Raw genomic sequence first — 26,290 nt, 5'->3', positions numbered from 1 at the left:
CGATGTCAGCGTTCTTCCAACAAGTGCGCAACCGCTTCGATTGCCAGCTTGTAGCCATAGAATCCCATGCCGGTGATGGTACCGGTGGCCACCGGAGAGATCACGGAACGCTTGCGGAACTCGTCGCGTGCGGACGGGTTGGAGATATGCACCTCCATAAGCGGCAGTCCCTCGTCGATCACCATGTGCGCGGCGTCCGCCAAACCATAGGAGTAATGCGTGAAAGCCGCCGGATTCATCACGATCGGCGTTTTCTCGTCCGCGGCCTGATGCATCCAATGAATCATCTCGGCCTCGTCGTCGCTTTGACGCACCTCCACGTCAAGCCCCAGTTCATGACCCCATTCGGTGCACAGTTTGCGCAGGGTCTCAAGATCCTGCTTGCCGTATACGTCAGGCTGGCGCACTCCGAGACGGCCGAGGTTCGGTCCGTTGACAACCACTACTTTGGTCATATTGCTTCCTTTTGTGTTCGTTCTTGCGATTGCGTCCTACCGCTGGATGCGTCGGAACGCCTCCTCGACGGCGTCCGCCGGCGGATCCTCGAGGTGGATGGGATGGCCGAGCGAGCCGAGTATGACGAAACGCAGTTTGTTGCCGCGGGCCTTCTTGTCTCGGTGCATGAGCGCCAGCACATCATCCCAGCTGCCATTGTTCCATGATGTCGGCAGGCCGAGCGAGCCGAGCAGCGAACGATGGTAGTCGACCAGATCCTGGTCGATGTAGCCGAGCAGATGGGACAGTTCGGCCGCATAGACGCAACCGACCGCAACGGCGTTGCCGTGCCTCCAGCGGAAGTGTTCGAGTTTTTCGATGGCATGGCCAAGCGTATGTCCGTAGTTGAGGAATTCACGCAATCCGGCTTCTTTGAGGTCGGCGGACACATGGTACGCCTTCACCGTCACGGTACGTTCGATGAGTTCGGCGACCACATCCTTCAGATCGGAGTCAAGGAACGTCGAACCGTCGAACGAGCGCAGCTCGTCGGCATGGTCTTCAAGCATGCGCAGAATCTCCGGATCCATGATGAAACCGGATTTCGCCACTTCGCCCAGACCTTCGATGAAGATGTCGTTCGGCAACGAGGCAAGTGCTCCCATGTCGGCGAGCACGCCGGCCGGCGTATAGAACGAGCCGACGAGGTTCTTGCCTTGTGAAGTGTTGATGCCGGTTTTGCCGCCGGTGGAGGCGTCGACCATGGCCAGCAGCGAGGTCGGGCAGTTGACGTAGCGGATGCCACGCATCCATGTGGCGGCCACGAAACCGGCCAGATCGGTGGCTGCGCCACCGCCGAGACCGACAATCGCATCAGAACGGGTGAAGCCTTCCTCCCCCAGACGCTGCCAGATGCCGTTGGCCACTTCGATGGTCTTGCCGGCTTCAGCATCGGGAATGACGATGTCGTGCACGTCATAACCGGACTGGCGCAACAGCGTGCGCGCGCGGTCGGAATGCCGTTGCACCGCCTGGGTGTGAATCAATGCCACTTTGGCAGGCTTGTCCCCCAGCACCTGCGCAAGCTGGCTCATCACACCTTCGCCTATGCACACATCGTATGGTTCGATGGTGGATCCGGTGACGTGGACGATACGTTGATCGATCATTTCCATCAGCTTTCTCGCGGCCACTTGCGGGGTTTGTCCGTGGGTGCGCACCTGCACATTGGCCACGCGTCTGAACACCGGGTCGCGTTCCTTGTACAACTTCTTCCAACGCTCGTTGGCGTCGCCGTTGAGCATCGGACGGCCGCCGCCGCGGTTGGCGCGTTCCATGGCTTCCTTCGGATCGGCCATCAAATACACGACCTTGCCGCCGTCGGCGATGTATTCGGCGAGCCCCTGCTGGATGGACGGGGTCATTGGAGCGCCCCCGCCCAAGGAGAAGATGCCGTCGAAATCCTCCAGCATGTCAAGCACAACGTCGCTTTCCAGCTTACGGAACTCCGGTTCGCCGTACCTTTCGAAATATTCGGGAATCTTCATTCCCGCATCATGTTCGATCTCGTTGTCGGCGTCGGCGAACGGCAGTTGCATCATCTGCGCCGCTTCCTTGCCGACGCGGGTCTTGCCCGCGCCCATCATGCCGATGATGACGGCGACGGGTCTACGCATTCCAGCCATCGAATCGGTCACCTCATGTGCTCCGGCCAGGACGCCACATAGGATTCGGCGTTGCGCTTGGTTTCGGCCACGCTGTCGCCGCCGAACTTCTCCAGCACGTATTGAGCGATGGTGAGGCGCACCATCGCCTCGGCCACGACGGCCGCCGCGGGAACGGCGGTGTTGTCGGAACGCTGGTTGATGGCCTGGGCCGCCTCGCCGGTGGTGACGTCGACGGTGCGAAGCGCCTTTGGAATGGATGGAATCGGCTTCATCGCGGCACGCACCACAATCGGCTGGCCGTTGGACATGCCGCCTTCGATTCCGCCCGCACGATTGCTCAGACGTGTGATGCGGCCATCGTCGCCAACCACCATTTCGTCGTGCGCCTGGGAGCCGGGACGCATCGCCTCAAGGAAACCGTCCCCGATCTCCACGCCCTTGATGGCCTGGACGCCCATGACGGCACTGGCCAATGCCGCGTCCAGCCTGCGGTCCGATTCAACGTACGTGCCGATTCCAGCCGGAACGCCGTATACCACGACCTCGATCACGCCGCCTAAGGTATCGGCGTTCTCCTTGGCCTCGTCGATGCGTGCGATCATCTGCTGTTCGGCCGTCTTATCCAATGTGCGCACCGGCGAAGCGTCCAATGCTTCGAGGTCCTCAGGCTTCGGCAGCACCGCATTCTGCGGGTCGGTGATGCCAGCACCACCGATTGACAGCACATGGGAGACGGTACGTATGCCCAACGTCTGTTCAAGGAACTGCTTGGCGACCTCACCTAAGGCCACACGCGACGCGGTCTCACGTGCGCTGGAACGTTCCAGCACTGGACGGGCGTCGTCGAAACCGTACTTGCGCATGCCAGTCAGATCGGCATGCCCCGGACGGGGACGGGATAGCGGCGCGTTGCGGCCTTCGCGCGGAATGTCATGGTCAAGCGGATCGGCGCTCATCACCTCGGTCCATTTCGGCCATTCGGTATTGGCGATCTCGATGGCGACGGGAGAGCCGATGGTCTCGCCGAAACGCACACCGGTGAGCATGCGGACCTTGTCCTGTTCGAATTTCATGCGCGCACCACGGCCATATCCGAGACGTCGGCGTGCCAATGCGCCGACGATATCCTCAGTAGTGACGTGGATGCCCGCAGGCAGCCCCTCGATCATGGCGACAAGCGCTTCGCCGTGCGATTCACCTGCTGTCTGCCAGCGCAACATGCCAACACTCCTTTTCTGCCAAATACGATTCGTGGACTATCTTAACGGTATGTGGTACATGATTTGCCTGCCGAGTCTGCTCTGTGGAATGGCCGTCAGCGTTGAGGATATCCGGGCACGACGCATTCCACGCATGTGGATCGCCGTAGGGTGTTTGGCGCAGGTCATTGTGGACATCACGTATGCGTTGTCCGTTAATTCACTGTTTCTGGCATTGCAGGCTCTGTTGTTCGCCGCGTTATCCGCCGTGCTGCAATGTGCGCTTGCGCTCATCAAGCCAGGGGCTTTGGGATTCGGCGACGTCACCACGACGTTGCTTATCGGCTTGGCCGTAGGCATGTTCGGCCTGTTTCCAGTGGTGTTCTGGTGGTTTGCGATTAGTGTGCTGGGGCTGCTGTGGCTTGCGATTTGGACACGGTTCGACCCGCAGAAGCATACGCGATTCGCCGGTAAGACGCCGTTCGCCCCGACCATTGTCGTGGCCGGGGCGATAAGCATCGCGATGCACGCGTTGTGTTAATGCGTAATACCGTCAGTTGGCATTCGCGTTGTTGCTTTTGTATTCGTCGCGAATCTTCCAGAATTCGTCTTCGGTTTCCACGAACTTCGTCTCGCCGGTCTTGAGGTTGGTGGTGACGAAGTACAGCCATTTGCCTTCCGGAGGATTCATCGCGGCTTGGATAGCGGAATCGCCGGGATTGCTGATCGGCGTCGGAGGAAGTCCTTTGTTCACGCGAGTGTTGTACGGGTTGCTTCCATCCTCAAGCTGCTCGTCTGTCAGCTTGCTGCCTGTGGTGTTGAACCCGTAGGCAACGGTGCTGTCCATGCCCAACGGCATGTCCTGGTCGATTCTGTTCAGGATGACCCTCGCCACCTTACCGTAATCGTCAGGATTGCATGCCTCGGATTCGGCGATGGACGCGATGTTCATGATACGTTCGCGTTCGCTTCCATCTGGCACGCCCAATGTGTCCAGTTTGTTGACGCGTGCCGTGACCATTTCCTTGAGGATGTCCTTGGCGGACTTGTCCTGGACGCTGTAGGATCCGGGCTCAAGCCATCCTTCGAATTTGCCACCCGCTTCATCTGGCAGAATGCCCGCGCCGCCACCGTCGATGACCGCTTGGAATTCGGACACGTCCTTGCCTGACATCTTGGCCGCGTTGGCGATGACATCGGACACCCGTTCGCCGGCCTTGACTTCGGCGAAACCGCCGGCCTTGCTTTGGTCGGACAGGATCTTGACGACATCGGCCGCTTTCATATGCGTCTTCAACGCGTACGAACCCGGGTAAAGCGTCGCGCCGGCGGCCGCGACTGCGGAGGTGAACGCCGATTCGGATTTGACGATGTCCGCCTTGACCAGATTTCGTGCGATTTCGGCTGCGCCTTGTCCGGTTTCCACGGTGAACGTCGTGTCTTTGTCTCCCGAACCGGTGTAATCCTCAATCTGGATTTGCGAACCGTTGGCGTTCATCTGCCTGAGATGTTTAACCATGCGCACACCGAAAAAGCCGCCGACGACGACAAGAATGACAACGACGGCAGCCGCGATGATTGTGACATAGCGACGACGACGTTGTTGCTCACGTCGTTTACGCATGTCGCGTCGCGATTTCGGCGGTTGCGGCGGCAACGCGGCATCGAATGACGAGCCCGCTGACGTATCATCGACCCATTGCGCGTTATCGGAGAAAAAATCGTTCAGATTATCGGTCAAAGGTCTCTCTCCCCTTACTCTCTGCTTCGGTCGAGCGCCGTCTGCAAAATCACCACCGCAGATTGCTGGTCGACCATCGGACGGTGCTTGCGTCCGCCGATGCGCGCATCGAACAACTGATGATGTGCGGTCACTGTCGTCAGACGCTCATCCACCAATTCAATGGTGGGAACCCGCGTCACCGAATATGATTCATCCTCCACGGCCGCATGCAGTCGTTTTTCAAGATTGACGGACCAGCGTCTCGCTTTTTTGGCGCTTTTCCCCTCTTCGCCGTTCAGCAGCAACGGCAGGCCAATCACCACATGGTCCACCGACTCGTCCCCAATGACGTCGATGACTTCATCCAACGCGCGGAAAGAATCTCCATACACTTGAATATTGCCTATGGGATGTGCGAGGGTGAGCTCGGGATCGGACAACGCAAGTCCGACCCGAGCATCACCCAGATCGATACCAAGCCAAACCATGCTTGGAGAATCAGCCCTTCAGAGCCTGGCCGGCCAATGCCTCAAGTGCCTTGTCGATCTTGGTGGCGTCCGCGCCGCCACCCTGTGCGAAGTCCGGCTTGCCGCCGCCACCACCGCCAAGAACCTTGGAAGCGCCACGGACCAGATCACCAGCCTTGATGCCTTGCTTGCGTGCCGCTTCGTTGGTTGCCACGGCGACCATGGGCTTGCCGTCCTCGTTCATGCCGGCAAGAGCCACCACGACCGGAGCATCTTCGCCGAGCTGGCCGCGCACGTCGAGCACGGTCTTGCGCAGCGCGTCGAAGGAGCCGAAATGTCCAACGTTCTTCTTGGCGACCTTGACCGGAGCCGAGGAAGCTTTGGCCTCAGCCACCAGCGTCGGCACAGAGGCCGCAAGCTGGGACTCGTACATTGCGGCAAGACGACGGTCGGATTCCTTGAGCTTGGCAAGCAGCATGTTCACACGCTCGGCGAGTTCGTCGGGACGGGCGTTGACCATGTCGGAAAGCTGGGAAACCAGCGCGTGCTCGCGGGCGTTGAACTCATACGCGCCCTGGCCGACGACCGCGTCCACGCGGCGCACGCCGGAACCGATAGACGCCTCGGACATGATGTTGATGGCGCCGATCTTGCCGACGTGGTCGATATGGGTGCCACCGCAGAGCTCGCGGCTCCAGCCGTCCTCGCCGATGGACACCACACGCACGATGTCGCCGTACTTCTCGCCGAACAGATGCATGGCGCCAAGAGCGATGGCGTCATCGAACTTCATTTCCTGAGTGGTGACGGCAAGGTTCTCACGAAGCTTCTCGTTGACGCGGGCTTCGACGGCGTTCATGGCGTCCTTGCTGGGGGCGCTGGACCATTGGAAATCGAAGCGCAGACGGTTCGGAGCGTCTTCGGAGCCACGCTGGGTGGCCTGCGGACCAAGTTCCTCACGCAGCGCCTTGTGCACCATGTGGGTGGCGGTGTGGGAACGTGCAATGGCTCCACGGCGCTCGAGATCGATGTTCGCGTTGACTTCGGCGCCCACAACCAGCGTGCCTTCGGTCAGACGGCACTGGTGGACGATAAGGTCCTTGATCGGCTTCTGCACGTCGTCGACCTCAAGCACCGCGCCATCGTCGGACAGAATCTCGCCCTGATCGGCGAGCTGGCCGCCGGCCTGCGCGTAGAACGGCGTGCGGTCGAGGATGACCTCGATGTTGGCCGGGCCGGTGACGGCGGGAACGGAACCCTTGCCCTCCTGCATGATGCCCAGAACCTTGGCACGTGCGGACATGTCGGTGTAGCCAAGGAAGTCGATCGGCTGGAGCAGGGTCTTCTTGAAGTCGTCATAGACGGACAAATCCACGTTGTGGCGCTTCTTCAGCGCGTCCGCACGGGCACGGCTCTTCTGTTCGGCCATCAGCTCGCGGAACTTGGCTTCATCCACCTTCACGCCCTGGTCGGCGGCCATTTCGAGCGTGATTTCAATCGGGAAGCCGTAAGTGTCATGCAGCTTGAAGGCATCCTCGCCGGACACGAGATCCGAGCCGCCCTGCTTGGCCTTCGTCACGGCCATGTCGAAGATCTCGGTGCCGGATTCGAGCGTGCGGCGGAACGCGTCCTCCTCACCGTAGGCGGCTTCGGACACGTCGTGGAAGGTGTCGTTAAGCTCCGGATAGCTCGGTTCCATCGCGGCCTTGGAGGTCGGCAGCAAGGTCGGCATGACCGGCTCTGTCACGCCGAGCTCGCGCATGGCCTTGACGGTTCGACGCAGCAGGCGGCGCAGCACATAGCCACGGCCGTTGTTGGACGGACGGACGCCGTCGGACATGATCATCAGCGCGGAACGCACGTGGTCGGCCACGATACGGAAACGCACGTCCATGGCCTCGTCATCGCCGTAGGTGCGGCCGGAAAGCTTCTGCGCGGCTTCGATGACCGGGAAGACCTCGTCGGTCTCATAGATGTTCTGCTTGCCCTGCATCAGATAGGCGAGACGTTCCAGACCGGCGCCGGTATCGATGTTCTTGTTCTCAAGCTCGCCGACGATATGCAGGTCGGTCTTGGACTTGACGTTGTCGACCTCGTAGTTTTCGAACACGAGATCCCAAATCTCAATGTAACGGTTCTCGTCGGCGATCGGGCCGCCTTCGACACCGTACTTTGGACCACGGTCTACATAGATTTCGGAGCACGGACCGCCAGGGCCAGGGCCACCGGTGGTCCAGAAGTTATCTTCCATACCCATGATCTGGATATGTTCAGGATCGACGCCTTCGTTCTTCCACATCGAGCGGGCTTCCTCGTCGTCGGTGAAAGTGGTCATCCACAGTTTCTCCGGATCGAAGCCGTAGCCGCCCTTATCCTGCGGGGTGGTCAGCAGCTCATACGCATAGTGGATGGCCTCCTCCTTGAAGTAATCACCGAAGGAGAAGTTGCCAAGCATCTGGAAGAACGTGCCGTGACGGGTGGTCTTGCCGACCTCGTCGATGTCCAGAGTACGCACGCACTTCTGGTTGGAAGCCATGCGGTGCTTCGGCGGGGTCTGCTCACCCATGAGGTACGGGATGAACGGAACCATGCCAGCGATGGTGAACAGAGTGGTCGGATTCGGAGAAATCAACGATGCCGAAGGAACGACAAGATGATCGTGCTGTTCGAAATAGTCAAGAAAGCGCTTCGCGATTTCAGAAGTGCGCATGTGGATTTGAGCTCCTTTGTTGTTGGAGGCCTGATGCCTTCCAAACGTGTGATTGGTTGCTTGAGCGTATCTGTCGGGCGGAAAACGACTACTCGTTCCGCGCCGCATATTTGCTGTTAAGTTCAGCCTCGCGGGCTCGACGCGTGGCATTGAACTCATTGACCAGACCTTCAAGCGTGCGCATGGTCACATGGTCCTGGTCGGGACCAAGCAGGAATTGGCGGGCGGTGTCCGGTGTGTTGGCTTTAACGTATGCCTGCGCTTTTGTGACAGCGACGACACCGATGCCCACGCCGATGGAGACCCAGAAAAGACGCTTGAACATCACTCCCCCTTATTGCCTGCCGCGTGATTGACGTCTCTCTTAGCCAAGAAAGACTGCACAGTGGACTTCAACGCATAGGTGGCGGACGCAACCTTGATGACGGGCTTGCCCAAGAACGATCCATATAGATCAGTCAGCGCGCCGACATTATTGGCCGTGGTGGACGCCGCGGCGGAGATCTTGTTGACATCCTCCAGGGACTTGTTCACCTGCTGCACCGTGGTCACGCTCTCGTCAAGCGCCGGAATCGCATGGTCTCCGGTGTCTTTGACGGTCTGCGCGATCTGGTCGAACAATTTGCCGAGACGGATCAGCGGGTAGATCATGAAACCGGCAAGCACCGCGAATGCAATTGCCGCAATCAGACCGGCGATCTCTCCAACACCCATCTTGTACCTCTTTTCAGCTCCACGGTTGCCCGCGAACACAATACCCGCATAAGACTAGTAAAAAGCCACGACTGTGGCAAATACGTTCACTGGTTGTACGAGACCACGCTCACCGCGCGGTCCATGGGTTCGTTCGTGTCAAAATCAAGGCAGGTCACCGAACCGTTGGCCGGACGTTCGCTCAAATCGTATCCTTCCGGGGCGAATCGGTGCATAAGGCTCAACAATGTATTGCCGTGGGAGATCTGCAGCACGTGGTCGCCGTCCTTAAGCCGAGGGTTGTCCGCAATCAAAGCGAAGCCGTCCTCCACACGATGCCAATACTCGTTATCGGATTCGGCGTCATGGAACGGATCGGCTTCTTTGAGAAAGTCGCGGGTGGCGGCAAGCCCGTATTTGCGGACGATGTCGTTGTAGTTCTTCGCACCATGGGGACCACCGGCAGCGGTCCATGCGACGGACATGTCCTGTCCCTCGAAATAACCGTAGAACTGCTCACGGAAATGCATGTCGCTGACCAGTGACGGACGAACGTGTCCTGCGGCTTCGTTCGCATCGAGGATCCGTTGTGCCGTCACCTGGGCGCGTGTGGTGTCGGAGCAGTATGCCGCGGCGAACTCAATGTCCCGGAGTTTGGCGGCGGCCTTGTCCGCATCGGCAAGTCCCGCATCGGTTAACGGGGAATTCGACCATCCCTGGAGTCTGTTATATCGGTTGAAGAACGTCTGTCCGTGACGGACCAGATGAAGATGAAGCAACATGGTTTCCATGGTACCTGTGGAATCAGCCAAACGACATGCCGCCGGAAACGCCATAAAAAAACGAGAAGCCTCGCAACCGTAACGGCTGCGAGGCTTTCGCTGTATGTCCTTAAACTGTATGTTCTTACAGTATGGTGATCCAGATCAGCGGGCGTAGAATTCGACCACGTACTGGATGTTGACCTGCACCGGGATCTCCTCGGCTTCAGGCTTGCGGGTCAGGGTGGCCTTCAGGGAAGGCAGGTTGACGTCCAGGTAGCCCGGAACCGCCGGCAGCACATCGCGGTGCACACCTTCGGCAGCGGCCTGGAACGGAACCATGGTCTGGCTCTTGGCCTTGACCTGGATGGTCTGGCCCGGCTTGACGCGGTAGGACGGACGATCGACGATGTTGCCATCGACGAGGATGTGGCGATGGACCACGAACTGGCGAGCCTGGGCGGTGGTGCGGGCGAAGCCTGCACGCAGGACCAGAGCGTCGAGACGGGTCTCAAGATCGGTCAGCATGGCGTTGCCGGTCTGTCCGGCGGTGTGGGTGCCCTTCTCGTAAGCGGCGCGGAGCTGCTTCTCGGAGATGCCGTACTGGGCGCGAAGACGCTGCTTCTCGCGCAGACGCACTGCGTAATCGGATTCAGTGCGGCGACGGGTGCGGCCGTGCTCGCCAGGAGCATACGGACGCTTTTCGAAGATGCGCTGAGCCTTAGGGGTCAGAGCGATGCCGAGGGCGCGGGAAAGACGCACCTGACGGCGAGAACGCTGAACGTTCGTCATTGGTTTAATCCTTTGTTTGTTCTGTCGTTGTCTGAACGGAACGTATGCCGAAGTCCGGCATACGCTGAGCCAGCCTCTCCAGTGCTTCTTCGCGCAATGCGCGAACGGCTTGACCCGCAATGCAGAACACCACGGATGGCCGCCGACCCACTGATGGGCTAAGACTCCAGACGGCATACGTCCTTCCGGGCGCACACCAATCGCTAATCATACACATGGGGGACGGACGAGATGCTCCGATTCACCTACATCGGCATGTCTTAAAAACGTCAGGCCCGAGTAAGCACTCCCCTATCCATACGATAGGTATGGTCCACATAAGCAAGCGCGTCCGGATCATGGGTAACCATAAGTACCGAGGTACCGTCATCCGCTACTTGCCGCAGCAGCCGCATGACGATTGCGGTGCTTTCGGCATCCAGATCTCCTGTCGGTTCATCGGCGATCAGCAGTTTCGGCTTGTTCATCAACGCTCGGGCGATGGAGACGCGGCGCATCTCGCCACCAGAGAGCTCCTTCGGATAGCATGTCGCAAGCTCGCCTACAAGCAGTTGATCCAACAGATGTTGCGCGCGTTGCGTCAAATGGTCGGGCTGAGATGAAGAAGCCGTCTGCGTCGAAGCTGGTTGGATGACGTCGGGAAGGCCATCGACCACGACGGAAGACGCCGTCTGTTCCTGTGATTGTGCGTCATTCGTCCGTTCATCGATTTCGGTTTCATACCGAGACGGGTTGCGATGCAGCACTGCGGGAAGGACCACATTGTCGATTGCGGTGAGGTTCGGCAATAGTGTCTGGATCTGCGTGACGAAGCCGATGGTGCGGTTGCGCAAAATCGACATCTGTTTGTCGTTTAACGTGGTCACCTCGTTACCGGCCAGCAGAATCGAACCGGATGTAGGTTTCAGCAATCCCGTGACGAGATTGAGCAAAGTGCTTTTGCCGTTTCCGGATCTGCCGACGATCGCCATGAATTCGCCTGGATCGAGCGTGAGATTCACATCATCCACCGCGGGGAAAGGTTTACCTCGGCGTACGAATTCACGGGTAAGGCCACGAACCTCCAATATGGGCTGTTCCGGCATCACTCCCCCTCCCTCAGCGTCAGGTATGCCTGTGGGGCGGAAAGACGCACCGCTGTGGCGAGGGATGCGACCAGGCCCGTAAGCACGGCGAACAGGAGAGCGACGACTATCAGTACCGCCACTTTACCGACGCCAATCTGCAGATACGGCAATTGAAGTTCCTTAGCGATCAGACCACTGAACGGAAACACGACCAACGAGGTACAGGTCACACCGATCACACCTCCAATAGCTCCGATGGTCGCCGATTCCTTGACGATAATGCCCACCAGGGTCGCACGATCGGCGCCGAGAATACGGTACGCGGCGAATTCACGCTTGCGTTCGTTCATAGCCGACGAAAACACCGCCAACATCACGACCAAACCCATAGTCCAGAACACCGTGATGAACACCGCCACATAGCGGATAATCACCTTGAGATTCGTTTTCGTCGTAGCCGTGATACCGCCCGGATACACATATCCCAAACTTTTGATCCCCGTGGCTTTTGCGATATTCGAGGCGACCTGTTGTGCGGAATATCCGTCCTTGACTTTGACGAGCACGGCGGACACCGCTTTGCCGGCGTATTCTTCAGGAATCGCGGCATGTCCGACCTGCGCGGAATAGGAAACGACATCCGGCACCGTGTCCATGTTCACGAATATGGAATTGTCCAGTGACGTTCCGGTATCGGCCAGTTGCGCGGCCACGGGGAATTCATGACCGTACAGTTTGACCGTATTGTTGTCCGACACGTTGATGCTGGCGCCTGCTATGATTTGGCCGCGACGGAGTGTGCCGTCGAATTGCGAAGCCACCCAAGGAGTGATGACGAAGTCGGTGTCGGGGTTGAAGCCGATGATCTGCACCTTTTCGTCGCAGCAGGCTGCCGCAAGCGAGGAGATGTACGTCTGCACCGTGCTTTCGCCCACACCGTCCGCTTCGGCGATTTGGCTTCCAATGTCATTGGTGAAGTAGAACGTGCTCGAAGAGTTTCCCGTAAGCAACGCCTCAGCCTGGTTTTTCGTGTTCTGCGGCGTGACCATCAGATCGGCGCCCATACGTTCCCGCATGCTGTTCAACCCATTGTTCAGGTTCATGGAAAGCAGTGCGCCTCCATAGAACGCCACAGTGAGCATGACGACCACAATGACAAGCGCCGAAGTGCGGAATGGTTTGCGACGCAGATTGGCCAGCGGTAGTTTCGCAAGGGTGATATGCGGCACGTCAGCCACGCTTTGCCGGCTTGAGATCGAGATATACGGCGACTGCTGCGAGCACCGCCAGCAGCACGCCCAATACGATAAGCGTCGGCATCGTCACCATATGGCAATGCATCATGGAGCCTCTGCATACGCCTACCAGCATGGTCGGCACCAGAACGACAAGCACGCCCAGCACGGCATTGGCGAGATCCAATCCGACCCTGACCCGGCTTGGCGCGAAAAATCCGATTATTGCCAGCAATGCGATGACGACACCCAGTCCCAGAGCGACCCGAGCGGTGTAGCGGCATGCCATGGGCATGTCTTTGACGGCACACACATGCGCGAAGGTCTGCGGGGCGATGACAATCAGCGCGCCCAGAACAATCTGAGATATCGCGGCGAACAGTTTTCTTGGCATGGTTCTTCCTCTCGAAAAGCAAACATCGCCGATTATCGCAACAAATGCTCCGAAAGAAAAGACTTGTTTTTTCACTCAATCCGTGTTATGAGCCCACAACGGCGCCGCCACGAGGGGCGCCTATTGGAAAAGCCGTCAGAGCTTTTCAATAGGCGCCACACGAAGCAGCAATCGTTTGACGCCATCCGTGCCGAAATCGACGGTGATCACCGAATTCGCGCCCTTGTCCTGCGTTTCGATGACCTTTCCCAAACCGTAATGGTCATGGGTGATTCTGTCGCCTATCTGGAAATCCGAGATGCTCAATCCGTTGTTGCCGTCCAACGAACTTGCCGGAGCCGATTTCGTCAGATCCTTTGGCTTGGCGCGGCGCGTGGTGACCTTACCGGATTTGCCGGAGGGCTTGCCGGAACCGTATGACGACCGGGATGAGCCATACGAACCGTATGAGGACGAGCCAGAGTGCAATCCGCCAGAGAAACGGCGGCTTCCCGAGCCGTAGGAGGACCGTCCGGAACCATACGAGCTGTGCGATCCATGAGACGACCCATAAGTGGAATGCGATCCGCGAGAACCAGAACCATACGATGAGGAACCGTATGTCGACGATCCGTACATCGATTCGCCGAAGGAAGTGGATCCGAAATCGTCATCATCGTCCCACCCGCCGAACTCGTCGTCATCTCCCCAGCTGGCGCGCATGCGCTCCACACCGGCCTCACGACGTTTCCAATCGATGAGTTCATCCGGAATCTCATCCAGGAACTGGCTGGGCATCATGTCATTGGCCTGCCCCCATTGGGCACGCACCGCCGCACGGGTCACATATAGCCGACGCTTCGCACGGGTGATGCCCACGTATGCCAGACGACGCTCCTCGGACAGCTCGCTGGTGTCCTCCATGGCACGCTGGTGCGGGAACGTACCCTGTTCCATACCCGTAAGAAACACATACGGATATTCCAAACCTTTGGCCGTATGCAAGGTCATCATCGTGACCTTGCCGGAATCCTCGCCCTCTCCCGGCAACTGATCCGAGTCGGCGACCAATGCCGTGGTCTCCAGAAAACCGGCCAACGTGGCATCCGGCGTGTTCTGTTCGAATTCGGCGGCCACGGACTGCAACTGGGAAAGATTGTCCACACGCGAAGCATCCTGCGGATCCTCGGAACGTTGCAATTCCTCCAGAAGACCGCTTTTATCCAATACTTCGGCCACCACTTCGGATGGTTTCGAATCATGTTCCTTGGCGAAATCGGCCAGCTCGTGCATCAGATCACGGAATGCGCCCAACGGTTTGGTGGTACGGCCTGTCATGCCTTCAATCTGGTCCATATGTTCAATGGATTCGAAGAACGTGAGGCCATGCGCGTCCGCGTAGCCGGCCACCAATCCCTCCGCGCGTGCGCCGAGTCCTCGTTTAGGCACATTGAGGATACGCCGCACGTTCACATTATCCGCGGGATTCACGATGGCCTGCAAATACGCGATGGCGTCCTTGACTTCCCTACGTTCATAGAATTTGGTGCCGCCGACCAGCTGATACGGCAGATTGGCGTTGATCATGGCCTCTTCCAGCGAACGTGACTGCGCGTTGGCTCGGTACATGATGGCGATGTCACGGTAAGCGACGTCTTCCTCGGTGTGGATTCGTGCGATTTCGTTCGCTATCCATCCGGCTTCCTGCTGTGCGTTGTCGGCGGCATAGCCGACGATTTTGTCGCCTTGACCAAGCGCCGTCCACAGTTTCTTCGGCTTGCGGTTTTCGTTTTTCGCGATCACCGCGTTCGCCGCGTCGAGGATGGTCTGCGTCGAACGGTAGTTCTGTTCGAGCATGATGGTTTTGGCGTTCGGGAAATCCTGTTCGAAGTCTTGGATGTTACGGATGTCCGCACCTCGGAACGCGTAGATGGATTGGTCGGAATCACCCACCACGGTAATCCAGCTCGGTCCCACACGGCCCGCTCCCCTCGCCTGCGGGTCGGGCTGTTCGTCCGAATCGATGCCGGACAATTCACGTACGAGCACATATTGGGCATGGTTGGTGTCTTGATACTCGTCCACGAAGATGTAACGGAACCTGTGCCGATAGTATTCGCTCACCTGCGGGCAGGTTTGGAGCAATTCCACGGTGCGCATGATCAAATCGTCGAAGTCGACTGCGTTGGCGAGCGCCAGACGATGCTGGTATTCGGCGTAGACGACGGCGACCAGTTCGTCGACGTCGCCGGCGCTCACCTGGTATCCGCGCTGTCCCGGGATGTAATCGCAGTTCGCTTTTTTCAGCTGGTCTTTCCAGGAAACCAACGCGTTCTTGCAGTCGGATATCTTGCCCAGCAGCATGCGTGGCGTATACCGCTTCGTATCGATGTTCAGGTCGGCTGCGATCAGTTTGACCAGTCGCTCGCTGTCCGCGGTGTCGTAAATCGAGAAGCCCGATTTAAGGCCGATTTCCTTGCCGTCGCGGCGTAGGATGCGTACGCAGGCGGAGTGGAAGGTGGAGATCCACATATGTTCGGCTTCCGGCCCGACCAAAGTCACGAGACGTTCACGCATTTCCGCGGCCGCCTTGTTGGTGAAGGTGATGGCGAGGATGCTGCTTGCCCAGAAGCCATGCGCCAGCAGCCATGCGATGCGACGTGTCAGCACACGGGTCTTGCCTGAGCCTGCGCCGGCGCCGATGAGCAATGCCTGGCCGTAGTATTTCACCGCTTCTTCCTGTTGGGGGTTGAGTCCCTCTATCAGGCTCCGCGGATCGCACATCACAGGTCCCATGCTCTGTTCCACCGATTCCTCTTTTCTTCGCGCACGCTCATATTCAAACATTTGTTCGCAGCATTCATGTTTATCACATGAGCAGGTCAGGGGTCCGACTCGCACGGTCAATTGAGGCGCGTATGCTGAACTCCTATATACGGCTCGCCGTATGCCATCATCTGATGCCGCTTTCGCGGCCGACAAGATTAAGGGGTTTCATGAAGGAACTTGAAGAGCGCATTGCGCAACAAGGTACCGTCAAGCCCGGCAATGTGCTGAAAGTGGACGCGTTCCTCAACCATCAGTGCGATGTCGAGCTGTTCGACCATATGGGCGCCGCCTGGGCCGAGCATTTCAAGGGCAAGACCATCGATAAGATTCTGACCATTGAGGCTTCCGGCATTGGCATCGCCTGTGTCGTGGCCCGTCATTTCGGCAATGTCCCGGTGGTGTTCGCCAAGAAGGCGCAGTCCATCAATCTTGACGGCGACCAGTACACGACCACCGTGTATTCCTTCACCAAGCAGAAGGAGTTCCCTGTCATCGTGTCCAAGCGCTATCTCAATGAAGGCGACCACGTGCTGCTGATCGACGATTTCCTTGCCAACGGCAAGGCGTTAAAAGGCCTGATCGAGCTGTGCCATGAGGCCGGAGCCACTGTGGAAGGCATCGGCATCGCAGTGGAAAAGGGCTTCCAAGGCGGTGGCGACCAGCTGCGTGAGGAAGGGTACGACGTCGATTCCCTGGCAATCGTCGAATCGATGGATCCGGAAAACGGCACCATCGAATTCCGCTCCTGATTTTTTCAGTACGCTCAGACGATTATAAGAGAGGATGTAACAGTTGAGCGAAGAGAAGAACACAGAGAAAACCGAAAAAAAGACAAAGGCAAAAGACACTAAAAAAGGCGTGTCTTTTGAGGCGTTGAGCAGTCTTGACGCACCGGTGTCGTTCTGGAAGGGCATTCCGTTCGGCCTGCAGCACGTCATGGCCATGTTCGTGGCGAATCTCGCGCCTATCTTCCTGGTGGCCACGGCCGCCAAGATGGATGCCGCGCAGTCCGCCGCCATCATTCAGGCCGGCCTGCTGGTCGCAGGTCTCGGCACCTGCCTGCAGCTGTACGGTGTGTGGCTGATTGGTTCCCGTCTGCCGATGGTCACCGGCATTTCCTTCACCTACGTCGCGGCCGCCATGTCGATCGCGCAGCATCAGGGTTATGGCGCAGTCGCCGGCGCCGTGGTGCTTGGCGGCCTGTTGGAGGTCGTGCTTGGTTTGACGGCCAAGTATTGGCGTCGTTTCGTCCCGCCGATCGTTTCCGCGATTGTCGTCACCTCGATTGGTTTTTCGCTCCTGTCCGTCGGCGCCACGAGCTTCGGCGGCGGTTCCGGCGCGAAGGATTTCGGCAGCTGGCAGAATCTGACGCTTGGCCTGATTTCGCTGGTGGCTTGCCTTGCGTTCCAGCTGCTCATGAAGGGCACCGCCAAGCAGCTTTCCGTGCTGTTCGGCCTTGTCGTGGGCTATGTGGTCGCGATTTTCATGGGAAAGGTCGATTTCTCCGGTTTCGCCAATCTGCAGGTCGTGTCGGTGCCGCATTTCATGCCGTTCAAGCTTGAGTTTGATCCGGGCGCGATTATCTCCTTCGCTCTGCTGTATGTCGTTTCCTCGGTTGAGGTGTTGGGCGACACAGCGGCGCTTACCAAGGTCGGTCTCGACCGTCAACCCACCGACAAGGAAACCGCCGGAGCTATTGCCGGCGACGGTTTGATCTCCTCCGTGTCCGGTTTGTTCGGCTGCCTGCCATTGACTTCGTTCGCGCAGAACATCGGTCTGGTGGCGATGACCAAGGTGGTCAACCGCAAGGTGATTCTTTCCGGCGGTCTGATTTTGGTGCTCGCCAGCTTCGTTCCGGCCGTTGCAGAGGTCTTCAACTCCCTGCCGCAGGCTGTGCTTGGCGGCTGCACCATCATGATGTTCGGCAATATCATCCTGTCCGGATTCCAGATGATTTCCGAGGCCGGTTACACGCAGCGCAACATCACCATCGCCGCGTTGAGCCTGACCATTGGCATCGGTTTCACCCAGGTCGGCGACATTTTCGCCAACTTCCCGGCGCTGTTCCAGTCCATCTTCGCTTCCAACTGCATCGCGGTGTCGTTCGTGGTGGCTGTGATTCTCAACGCCGTTCTGCCTAGCGAGGAGCACTTTCTGTCCGCTCCTCAGCATCAGGAGGCCTGATTTCCCTAATATCGGCATCGTCCGCATATGAATGATCCCCATTCCGATTTCCACGGAATGGGGATCATTCATATGCGACGGCATGTGGCGGACCTCGTATGGAAGTCGTCAACGCATCAATCAGTGCCCTTGCTTGATCCAAGCGGCGATTGAATCCTTGACCGCCTGCGCGTAGATCGTATTGGACATTCCCGGATGGATGCCATCTCCGGCAAGTTCGTCAGCATGCTGGGAAATGGTCCCGTCCCAATCGACCAGTACGACGTTGTTGGAATGCGCCGCGGCGAATTGCTTCAACACGGCATTGGTGCCGGGAACCCATGAAACGGGAGCGTGCGCGTTAATGAGCACCAGCACATGATCGGGGCCGACATCATTCAGCAGATCGTCAAGCTGATTATTGGTCACCACGGAGTTGGTGGCAAGTCCCACCAAGACCCAGGGGCGCAGATTTCCTTGCGCTTTCAATTGATCGACAAGACCCTGTCCCTTCGCCATCGACCGTGAGACTTCGGCATCCACAATGATGTTGGGGAACGTGTCTTGCAATCCTTTGCTGGACGCCAGCATCACCGAATCTCCGATGGCGGCCATTTGCGAACCATCCGGCATCTTATGTCGTGGCTTCCTTGGCATCGGTGTTCTGCGTCGTTCCAAAGCGGCATGATTGCGTTGCTGCAACAGCCTGGAACTGATACCCAAGGATTGCGCCACACTGGTTTGTTCCGGTGCCGTCGCCACAGCGTATCCGCAGAAGCTCCATGAGCATGCCAGCACCACGACCGTGGATATCAGACGGCCGCAATGCTCGGCTTCGTCTCCACTGATCGGACGAATCAACGCGATGAATCCCGCACGAGCGACTGGCTTCTCGAACAGTCGCCAAGATGCGAACGCGAACAGCACGGTGAGGATGAAGGTGAAGGACAGCAGCCTGTCGGCATGCCATGCGCCCCACTGGGGCAACAGGGATCTCAGCAGCAGCCATAATGGCCAATGCCACAGATAAATGCCATACGAATAATGGCCCAAAGCGGCAAGCGGCTTGAACACAAGCAGATCCTGCATCCAGGATCCGAATGGTATGGTTCCTGCGATCAGCACCACAGCAAGCACGGAGGCGACGAAGATACCGCCATGGAACGCCGCTGGGCCTTGAGTGATATGCCGCATCATCCACAGCAATGCCAGCAATGAGCCAAAGGCAACTATCGGGCCGAATTGAATCCATATCTTATGGAATCGTTCCATTATCCGCGATTCATTGGCTCGCCCATGCTCATGTCTGAGAATCGGCAGTATCCAAGCCAGCGCGGCACCGAGCCATAGGCCCATGGCGTGCGTGTCGGTGCCGAAATACACACGTGTGGGGTCAGCGCCAGAGTGGTATAGCAGTCCCATGGATGCCGCGCTTGCTCCGGCAAGGGCTGTCAGTATGCATACCGGAGCCCATCTGATGATGATTTTTCGCAGCAGCAAAACCACGAATGGAGCGATCAGATAAAACTGCATGAGCAACGACATGAACCATAGGTGACGGAATATGTCAGGGTTCATCTGGGAGAAATAGCTGGCTCCGCTGCTGATGGCATACCAGTTGTAGCATCCCAGAAGCACGGTCATGATCTGGTTCCGGATGCCGACAAGCATGTCGCGGTTCACCAGCCATGCCAACGTCGCCGAGATCGGGATAAGAGCAAACAGCGCGGGATAAATCCGGCGGAACCGTTTGAGGAAGTACTCCCCCAGTTCCAAGCCTTTACCTGAATCGATACGATTGAGCAGCGATGAGAAAATCAGGAAACCGGAGATGGTGAAGAACACATCCACACCGAAAAACCCGCCTTGAAGCGAAAGCTCATCGCAGTGATACAGCACAATCGCAATAAGGGCTATGCCTTTAAGCCCGTCCAAACCGACGAAACGTCGTTTAGCAGCCACGAATAACCAACCGTTCTCTCTTACATCATTGCACGGTACAGTGCAACCTGTCGTATCGTACTACCAAGCAATCCCTTGCGAATCGCGGAAAAGGGGGCCCAACGCACTGCGCCGCCGTGCCTGATTGACCGATGATATCGATTATCAGGCACGGCGGCGCAGATTCATACCGTTTGCCGTCACGTTCCTCTACCAGCCGAAACGTGACACGTCACTCACTTGGAGAAGACGTTGCCGTAGGAGTCCTTGCCTTCTTCTGCGATGGCGGCGGACTTGCGGGCGATGGCCAGCTCCTCGTTGGTCGGGATGACGCAGATGGTGACTGCGGAATCCGGGGTGGAGATGATGCGCGGTTCCTTGGAACGGGTCGCGTTCTTCTCCTCATCCAGCTTGACGCCGAACGGAGCGAGCTTGTCGCAGACCATCTTGCGCACGACGTCATCGTTCTCGCCAACGCCTGCGGTGAAGGTGATCACGTCGACGCCACCCATCTGAGCGGTGTAGTTGCCGATGTAGCCGACGATGCGGTGCACGTAGATGTCGAGAGCCAGCTTGGCGTCCTCGTTGCCCTCTTCGACCAGACGATGCACTTCACGCAGGTCGCCGAAGCCGGTCAGACCCATCATGCCGGAACGCTTGTTGAACAGGGTGTCCAGTTCGTCCACGCTCATGTGGGCGTTGCGAATCAGGTGGAAGACGACGGCCGGATCGATGTCGCCGGTACGGCCACCCATCACGAGGCCTTCCAGCGGGGTCAGACCCATGGAGGTCTCAACCGGCTTGCCGGAGATTTCGGCGGAGGCGGAAGCACCGTTGCCGATGTGCAGCACGATCTGCTTGAGGCCTTCGGCCGGCTTGCCGATGACGGCGGGGACCACGGAGGAGATGAACTCGTGCGAGGTGCCGTGGGCGCCGTAACGGCGGATGTGGTACTGGTCGGCAATCTCCTTGTTCAGCGCGTAGGTGCTGGCCGCCTTCGGCAGCTGGAAGAAGAAGGAGGAATCGAACACGAAGATCTGCGGAACATCCGGCAGCAGGGAGCGCATGACCTCAGCGCCCTTGGCCTCCGGACCGTTGTGCAGCGGGGCGAGCACGGCGAGGTCCTTGACCTGGCCGATGGTCTTGTCGTTGACCAGAGCCGGCTTCGGGAAAATGGAACCACCCTGCACCACGCGATGGCCGACGGCCACGATGCCTGCGTCGGCGAGCTTCGGGCCGAACTCGTCGAAGAAGCCGAGCACGCGCTTCAGACCCTGCTCATGGTCGTGAATCGGCTCTTCGAGCTCATGCTTCTCGCCGTTGTACTCGTGCTTGTAATGACCGTCAACCGGCTCGCCGATCTTCTCGACCAGACCGGAAGCGATACCTTCGCCGGTTTCAAGATCAACCAGCTGATACTTGATAGAGCTGGAACCGGAATTGATGACAAGGACGGTTTTCGCCATTGTGGGCATCCTCCATGTGTTAATCGATGTGCCGCTTACGCGACTTTCCAAAACCTTAGATTACTCGTTGCTTGCTACAAAATGCCCGATTACTGGGCTTCGATGGCGGTCAGGGCGATGGTGTTGATGATGTCCTGGACCGTGGCGCCACGGCTCAGATCGTTCACCGGGCGGTTGAGACCCTGCAGCACCGGCCCGACGGCGGCCGCTCCCGAGGAACGCTGTACCGCCTTGTATGCGATGTTGCCCGCGCACAGATCCGGGAATACGAACACATTGACATGGCCCGCCACCGGATCGCCCTTGGCTTTGGTCGCGGCCACGGTCGGAGACCATGCCGCGTCGAACTGGATCGATCCGACCACCGCAAGGTCGGGAGCCTTGTCTTTGACGATGGTGGTGGCTTCCTCGACGAGGTCGACGTCGGGTCCTTTTCCGGAGCCCAGCGTGGAATAGGACAGCATGCCCACCTTCGGTTCAAGGCCGAACGCCTTGGCCGTTTCGGCGGATTGGATCGCGATTTCGGCGAGCTGCTCGGCATTGGGGTTAAGGTTGATGGCACAGTCGGCGAACACGGCGACATGGTCCTTGAAACACATCAGGAACGCTCCGGATACCAACGATGTTCCTGGCTTGGTCTTGATGACCTGCAGGGCCGGACGCACGGTATTGGCCGTGGAGTTGACGGAACCGGACACGAGGCCGTCCGCCATGCCCATCACCACAAGCATGGTGCCGAAATAGCTGTCATCGGCCAGCTGTTTGCGCGCCTGCTCTTCGGTCATGCCTTTCTTGGCGCGCAGCTCGCACAGCTTCGCCACCATGGGTTCCAACACCGTTTCATCATCCTTGGCTTGGAATTTCGCCTTGCCAAGCGATTTCAATCCCAATTCCTGACCACGGGCGAGAATGGCGTTTTCGTCTCCGACGATGATCAGATCGACGATGTCGCGTTCCAGCAGATAATCGGCGGCTTTGATGATGCGATCCTCGTTGCCCTCCGGCAGCACGATGGTCTTCTTGTCCGCCTTCGCCTTGCCCAGCAGACCGTATTGGAAAGCATAGGGTGTGGTCGGGGCGTCGAATGGCGATTCGAGTGCCGCGGTCAGTTCCGCGGCGTCGACGTTCGTCGCGAACGCTTCGTCTGCCTTGCTGATGGCGTCATCGTCGTTGAAATCGACGGCAGGTAGCGTCCACACCGGCACCGGGTAGTCGACGAAGCATGCTTTGAGCGGATCCGGCTGCGTGTCGTCACACCCAGTAATGAACACGCCGACGACTTTGCTCCCGGCGTCTTCGATGACCTTGGTGGATGCCTCAACCGTGCTTTTGACTTGTTCCGGTGTGCGTTCGATAGTGCATACGGCCAGCAGGACCGGCGATTGGAGGTCTGCCGCGAAGTCAGCGTTGAAAGAGAACATCGCGGGATCATTGACTGCTGACCTGTCGGTGCCGACAATCACCATGGCATCCGGTCGGGCTGTTTCTACGGCTTGGGTGTAGGCCGCAACGATATCCGCCCGCGAACCTTCCTTATCGTTACGAGCGCGCTTGGGGCACACGCCGACGGACTGTTCCCGGCTCAAACCGGCATTGGAAGCTTCGATCAGCACGTCCGTGAAGGTGTCTTTTCTGCAGACCGCCGGACGGAACACTCCGGTCTTGCCGGCTGCGGCAAGTGCCTTGGTGACTCCAAGGGCGACAACATTACGGCCGTTAGCCGCTTCGGGACTGATGATGGTGACGCTGGTAAAACTCACGGTGTCTCCTATGTACTTCACATTATTCGGGTGCGATACCACATCGTTCGCACAATGAGCAATTGTAATGTGCAAACGGTAACTGACACGCGCTAGCGGTTTTGCTGTTTTAAGCCAAGCATATCGCACCGTAATACGAAAAAGCCCCAAGGGAACAATCCCTTGGGGCTTTTATCAAGCAATCAGGCCAAATAGCCTAGGCTCACTCGTTATCGCCAGCGGTTGCGGCGGTAGCGGAGACAGCACCCTGCTTGTTGGTGTTGACACCGGAGTAGACCCAGTCGGTGTAATCCGGGTGATCGTAGCCGTTGTCGACAGCGAACTGGAAGGCTTCCTGACGGAAGGCCTCGAGCTCGTTGATCTTGTCGGCGTACTTGTCAGCGTCGATCATGCGCAGAGCTTCAGCCTGGAGCTCGTAGCGATCGATGTTGTTCACGCGAACCATGTCGTACGGGGTGGTGGTGGAGCCCTGTTCCTCGTAGCCGTGAACGTTGAAGTTGTCGTGGTTCGGGCGATCGTAGATCAGACCACGCACGTCGCGGGCATAGGAGTGGTAAGCGAACAGGACCGGCTTGTCCTCGGTGAACAGCTCAGCGAACTCCTCATCGGAGAGGGCCTCGTTGTTCTCCTTGGCGGACTGCAGCTTGACCAGGTCAACCACGTTGACGACCTTGAACTTGATGCCCATGGCGTCCAGCTTGTCGGCAGCGGCCATGATTTCCTGAGTCGGAACATCACCGGTGGCGGCGAGCACGATCTGAGCCTCATCGTTGGACTTCACGTTGGAAGCCCACTTCCACTCGGCAGCACCCTTCTCGAGCTCGGCGCGAGCTTCGTCCAGGGTCAGCCAGGTGGCGGCCGGCTGCTTGCCGGCGATGATGGCGTTGATCTTGTTGGTGGACTTGTAGCACTTCTCAGCCACAGCGAGCAGCATGTTGGAATCCACCGGGAAGTAGATGCCGATCACGTGATCGTTGTTGAAGCACTTGTTCAGCAGGACGGAGGTGACACCCGGATCCTGGTGGGAGAAGCCGTTGTGATCCTGACGCCACACGTGGGAGGAGACGAGCAGGTTCATGGAGGAGATCGGCTTGCGCCACGGAATCTCGCGGACGGTAGCCTCGAGCCACTTGGCGTGCTGGTTCAGCATGGAGTCGATCACGTGCACGAAGGACTCATAGGAGCTCCAGATGCCGTGACGGCCGGTCAGCAGGTAGCCCTCGAGGAAGCCTTCCATCTGGTGCTCGGAAAGCTGCTCGGTGACCTGGCCGGTGACAGCCATGTGCTCGTCGACCTGAGCGGACAGGTAGCCGGCGTCCCACTGCTTGTTGGTGACGTCGTAAGCGGCCTGCAGACGGTTAGAAGCGGTCTCATCCGGTCCGAAGATACGGAAGGAGTCCGGGTTGTTCTTGATGATGTCGCGGGTGTAGACGCCCAGACGACGGGTGGCCTCGAGCTGGCCCCAGCCGTGGCCGTACTCGGCGACTTCCTTGACCTCGTAGTCTTCCAGCTTCGGCAGCTTCAGCTCTTCGCGGATGCGGCCACCGTTGGCGTTCGGGTTCTCACCGATGCGCAGTTCGCCGGTCGGCATGAAGGCGGTGACTTCCGGCTTCACGGCGCCGTTCTCGTCGAACAGCTCTTCCGGCTTGTAGGACTCGAGCCAGTTCTTGAGGACCTCGAAGTGGGCCTCGGTATCGCGGGCGGAAGCCAGCGGCACCTGGTGGGAACGCCAGGAGCCCTCGGTCTTCTTGCCGTCGATGAACTTCGGGCAGGTCCAGCCCTTCGGGGTACGGAAGATGATCATCGGGTAGAACGGACGAGTCATGTCGTCGGTCTGAGCGGCGGCCTTGATGTCGCAGATCTCGTCGAAGACGGTCTCGAACAGCTCGGCGAAACGACGGTGGATCGACAGGTGATCCTCGTTGTCGAAGCCAGCGACGAACTCGTACGGCTCATAGCCCATGCCGTGGAAGAACTCGTGGAGCTCTTCGTCGGAGATGCGGGACAGGATGGTCGGGTTGGCGATCTTGTAGCCGTTGAGGTGCAGGATCGGCAGCACGATACCGTCGGTGCGCGGGTTGACGAGCTTGTTGGACTGCCAGCCGGTGGCCAGCGGGCCGGTCTCAGCTTCGCCGTCGCCGACGATGGCCGGGACGAACAGGCTCGGGTTGTTCATCACAGCGCCGTAGGCGTGGGACAGGGCGTAACCCAGCTCGCCGCCTTCGTGGATGGAGCCCGGGGTTTCCGGAGCGTAGTGGGACGGGATGCCACCCGGGTAGGAGAACTGGCGGAAGAACTTCTGCAGGCCAGCCTCATCCTTGGTGATGTTCGGGAAGTACTCGGTGTAGGTGCCGTCCAGGTAGGACTGAGCGGTACCAGCCGGGCCGCCGTGGCCCGGGCCCATGATGATCACAGTGTTCTGCTGGTGATCAGCAATGAGACGGTTGATGTGGCCGATGAGGAAGTTCAGGCCCGGGGTGGTGCCCCAGTGACCGACCAGACGGTGCTTGACGTCTTCGCGGGTGAAAGGCTCCTTCATCAGCGGGTTGCTACGCAGATAGATCTGGCCGATGGAGAGGTAGTTGGCTGCACGCCAGTACTTATCCACGCCTTCGATAGCTTCCTCGGAAACCGGAGCGTTCAGCTTCTTCCAAGGGGTGCCAATAACAGGACTCGTCATGTGTACTCCTGTACTCCTGCACTGTGATGTGCGATTGTTTATTTCCTTAGGTCATGAGCCATGCCTAAAACCTTGCGGTTACGCGGTATGCCTCATTTCCAGTCACTTGCACATATTACGAGCGCGGTTCGACTTTTTGCTGTTTTTTTGCGACTGTGTGTTCAATTGTTATTTTTCTGTACGCAAATGTGTGCTTTTATCGGGATTTTTGTGCGTACTTCACACTCTATCAAAAAGATTGAAAAACGGCTCAAAATCAACGTTTTTAGTCGGTTAACACATGTTTCCCACGTTCGTTTCCCTAGATACACACGCGGCGTGTTGAGTAG

The 26,290-nt window shown here is 58.4% G+C and carries 21 protein-coding genes; 3 read left to right on the top strand and 18 right to left on the bottom strand.

All coding sequences use genetic code 11. The annotated features are described in order from the left end of the window. Positions 1-5 precede the first annotated feature (5 nt). From Q5H33_RS01135 to aroC, 3 genes are read right to left on the bottom strand one after another with little or no spacing between them, the layout of a single operon-like run. On the bottom strand, positions 6-455 hold the full coding sequence (locus Q5H33_RS01135) for a type II 3-dehydroquinate dehydratase (protein ID WP_003809485.1): 450 nt from the start codon (positions 453-455) through the stop codon (positions 6-8). A 36-nt stretch (positions 456-491) separates the two neighbouring features. Then, positions 492-2,111 carry a bifunctional shikimate kinase/3-dehydroquinate synthase gene (locus Q5H33_RS01130; protein WP_187781559.1) on the bottom strand — a complete coding sequence of 540 codons (1,620 nt, stop codon included), beginning with the start codon at positions 2,109-2,111 and terminating at the stop codon, positions 492-494. A 17-nt stretch (positions 2,112-2,128) separates the two neighbouring features. Then, positions 2,129-3,322 carry a chorismate synthase gene (gene aroC, locus Q5H33_RS01125; RefSeq protein WP_003809489.1) on the bottom strand — a complete coding sequence of 398 codons (1,194 nt, stop codon included), beginning with the start codon at positions 3,320-3,322 and terminating at the stop codon, positions 2,129-2,131. Between the two features lie 49 nt (positions 3,323-3,371). On the opposite strand from aroC, the gene Q5H33_RS01120 reads away from it, so the two are divergent. Beyond that, the gene (locus tag Q5H33_RS01120; RefSeq protein WP_034984445.1) at positions 3,372-3,842 is read left to right on the top strand and encodes a prepilin peptidase; all 471 of its coding nucleotides are present in this window, start codon (positions 3,372-3,374) and stop codon (positions 3,840-3,842) included. Between the two features lie 12 nt (positions 3,843-3,854). Here the strand turns inward: Q5H33_RS01120 and mltG are convergent, their stop codons facing one another. The 11 genes from mltG to Q5H33_RS01065 form a co-directional block, all read right to left on the bottom strand. Continuing rightward, positions 3,855-5,042 (bottom strand): endolytic transglycosylase MltG, encoded by a 1,188-nt coding sequence (gene mltG, locus Q5H33_RS01115; RefSeq protein WP_033499427.1) that lies wholly within the window; start codon positions 5,040-5,042, stop codon positions 3,855-3,857. Between the two features lie 14 nt (positions 5,043-5,056). Then, positions 5,057-5,512: a Holliday junction resolvase RuvX gene (ruvX, locus tag Q5H33_RS01110; protein ID WP_003809494.1), complete on the bottom strand. Its 456-nt coding sequence runs from the start codon at positions 5,510-5,512 to the stop codon at positions 5,057-5,059. Between the two features lie 10 nt (positions 5,513-5,522). Further along, positions 5,523-8,201, bottom strand: a complete 2,679-nt coding sequence (gene alaS, locus Q5H33_RS01105; RefSeq protein ID WP_130081949.1) for an alanine--tRNA ligase — start codon at positions 8,199-8,201, stop codon at positions 5,523-5,525. 88 nt (positions 8,202-8,289) lie between these two features. Next, positions 8,290-8,526: a hypothetical protein gene (locus tag Q5H33_RS01100; protein ID WP_003809496.1), complete on the bottom strand. Its 237-nt coding sequence runs from the start codon at positions 8,524-8,526 to the stop codon at positions 8,290-8,292. Beyond that, positions 8,526-8,915, bottom strand: coding sequence for a DUF948 domain-containing protein (locus Q5H33_RS01095; protein ID WP_021912831.1), 390 nt, complete (start codon positions 8,913-8,915; stop codon positions 8,526-8,528). Before Q5H33_RS01095 ends, Q5H33_RS01100 begins: the two co-directional genes overlap by 1 nt. A gap of 86 nt (positions 8,916-9,001) precedes the next feature. Further along, positions 9,002-9,676, bottom strand: a complete 675-nt coding sequence (locus Q5H33_RS01090) for a histidine phosphatase family protein (RefSeq protein ID WP_033499426.1) — start codon at positions 9,674-9,676, stop codon at positions 9,002-9,004. 144 nt (positions 9,677-9,820) lie between these two features. Then, entirely contained in the window at positions 9,821-10,447 is a 627-nt protein-coding gene (gene rpsD / locus Q5H33_RS01085; RefSeq protein WP_003809500.1) for a 30S ribosomal protein S4, read from the bottom strand. 269 nt (positions 10,448-10,716) lie between these two features. Beyond that, the gene (locus Q5H33_RS01080; protein WP_021912832.1) at positions 10,717-11,532 is read right to left on the bottom strand and encodes an ABC transporter ATP-binding protein; all 816 of its coding nucleotides are present in this window, start codon (positions 11,530-11,532) and stop codon (positions 10,717-10,719) included. Next, positions 11,532-12,743: an ABC transporter permease gene (locus Q5H33_RS01075; RefSeq protein ID WP_035011270.1), complete on the bottom strand. Its 1,212-nt coding sequence runs from the start codon at positions 12,741-12,743 to the stop codon at positions 11,532-11,534. Before Q5H33_RS01075 ends, Q5H33_RS01080 begins: the two co-directional genes overlap by 1 nt. A gap of 1 nt (position 12,744) precedes the next feature. Further along, positions 12,745-13,143: a DUF4418 family protein gene (locus tag Q5H33_RS01070; protein WP_021912834.1), complete on the bottom strand. Its 399-nt coding sequence runs from the start codon at positions 13,141-13,143 to the stop codon at positions 12,745-12,747. Positions 13,144-13,278: 135 nt separating this feature from the next. Further along, a complete protein-coding gene (locus tag Q5H33_RS01065) occupies positions 13,279-15,918 on the bottom strand; it encodes an ATP-dependent helicase (RefSeq protein ID WP_046999233.1) in 2,640 nt (879 codons plus the stop codon). A 200-nt stretch (positions 15,919-16,118) separates the two neighbouring features. Here Q5H33_RS01065 and Q5H33_RS01060 point away from each other — a divergent pair, with 200 nt between their 5' ends. Beyond that, positions 16,119-16,700, top strand: a complete 582-nt coding sequence (locus tag Q5H33_RS01060) for a xanthine phosphoribosyltransferase (RefSeq protein ID WP_003809512.1) — start codon at positions 16,119-16,121, stop codon at positions 16,698-16,700. 109 nt (positions 16,701-16,809) lie between these two features. Next, complete coding sequence (locus Q5H33_RS01055) at positions 16,810-18,135, top strand: nucleobase:cation symporter-2 family protein (protein ID WP_034524438.1); 1,326 nt, start codon at positions 16,810-16,812, stop codon at positions 18,133-18,135. Between the two features lie 120 nt (positions 18,136-18,255). Here Q5H33_RS01055 and Q5H33_RS01050 read toward each other — a convergent pair whose 3' ends face one another. The 4 genes from Q5H33_RS01050 to Q5H33_RS01035 form a co-directional block, all read right to left on the bottom strand. Further along, on the bottom strand, positions 18,256-20,076 hold the full coding sequence (locus Q5H33_RS01050; protein WP_033499423.1) for an acyltransferase family protein: 1,821 nt from the start codon (positions 20,074-20,076) through the stop codon (positions 18,256-18,258). A 215-nt stretch (positions 20,077-20,291) separates the two neighbouring features. Further along, positions 20,292-21,521: an acetate/propionate family kinase gene (locus Q5H33_RS01045; protein ID WP_302422594.1), complete on the bottom strand. Its 1,230-nt coding sequence runs from the start codon at positions 21,519-21,521 to the stop codon at positions 20,292-20,294. A gap of 89 nt (positions 21,522-21,610) precedes the next feature. Further along, complete coding sequence (gene pta / locus Q5H33_RS01040) at positions 21,611-23,281, bottom strand: phosphate acetyltransferase (RefSeq protein WP_021912839.1); 1,671 nt, start codon at positions 23,279-23,281, stop codon at positions 21,611-21,613. A 202-nt stretch (positions 23,282-23,483) separates the two neighbouring features. Beyond that, on the bottom strand, positions 23,484-25,961 hold the full coding sequence (locus tag Q5H33_RS01035; protein WP_302422592.1) for a phosphoketolase: 2,478 nt from the start codon (positions 25,959-25,961) through the stop codon (positions 23,484-23,486). Positions 25,962-26,290 lie beyond the last annotated feature (329 nt).

The sequence above is a fragment of the uncultured Bifidobacterium sp. genome, assembly GCF_959020145.1.
In the GTDB taxonomy this organism is placed as follows: Bacteria; Actinomycetota; Actinomycetes; order Actinomycetales; family Bifidobacteriaceae; genus Bifidobacterium.
This window is presented reverse-complemented; position numbering and strand designations above follow the sequence as displayed.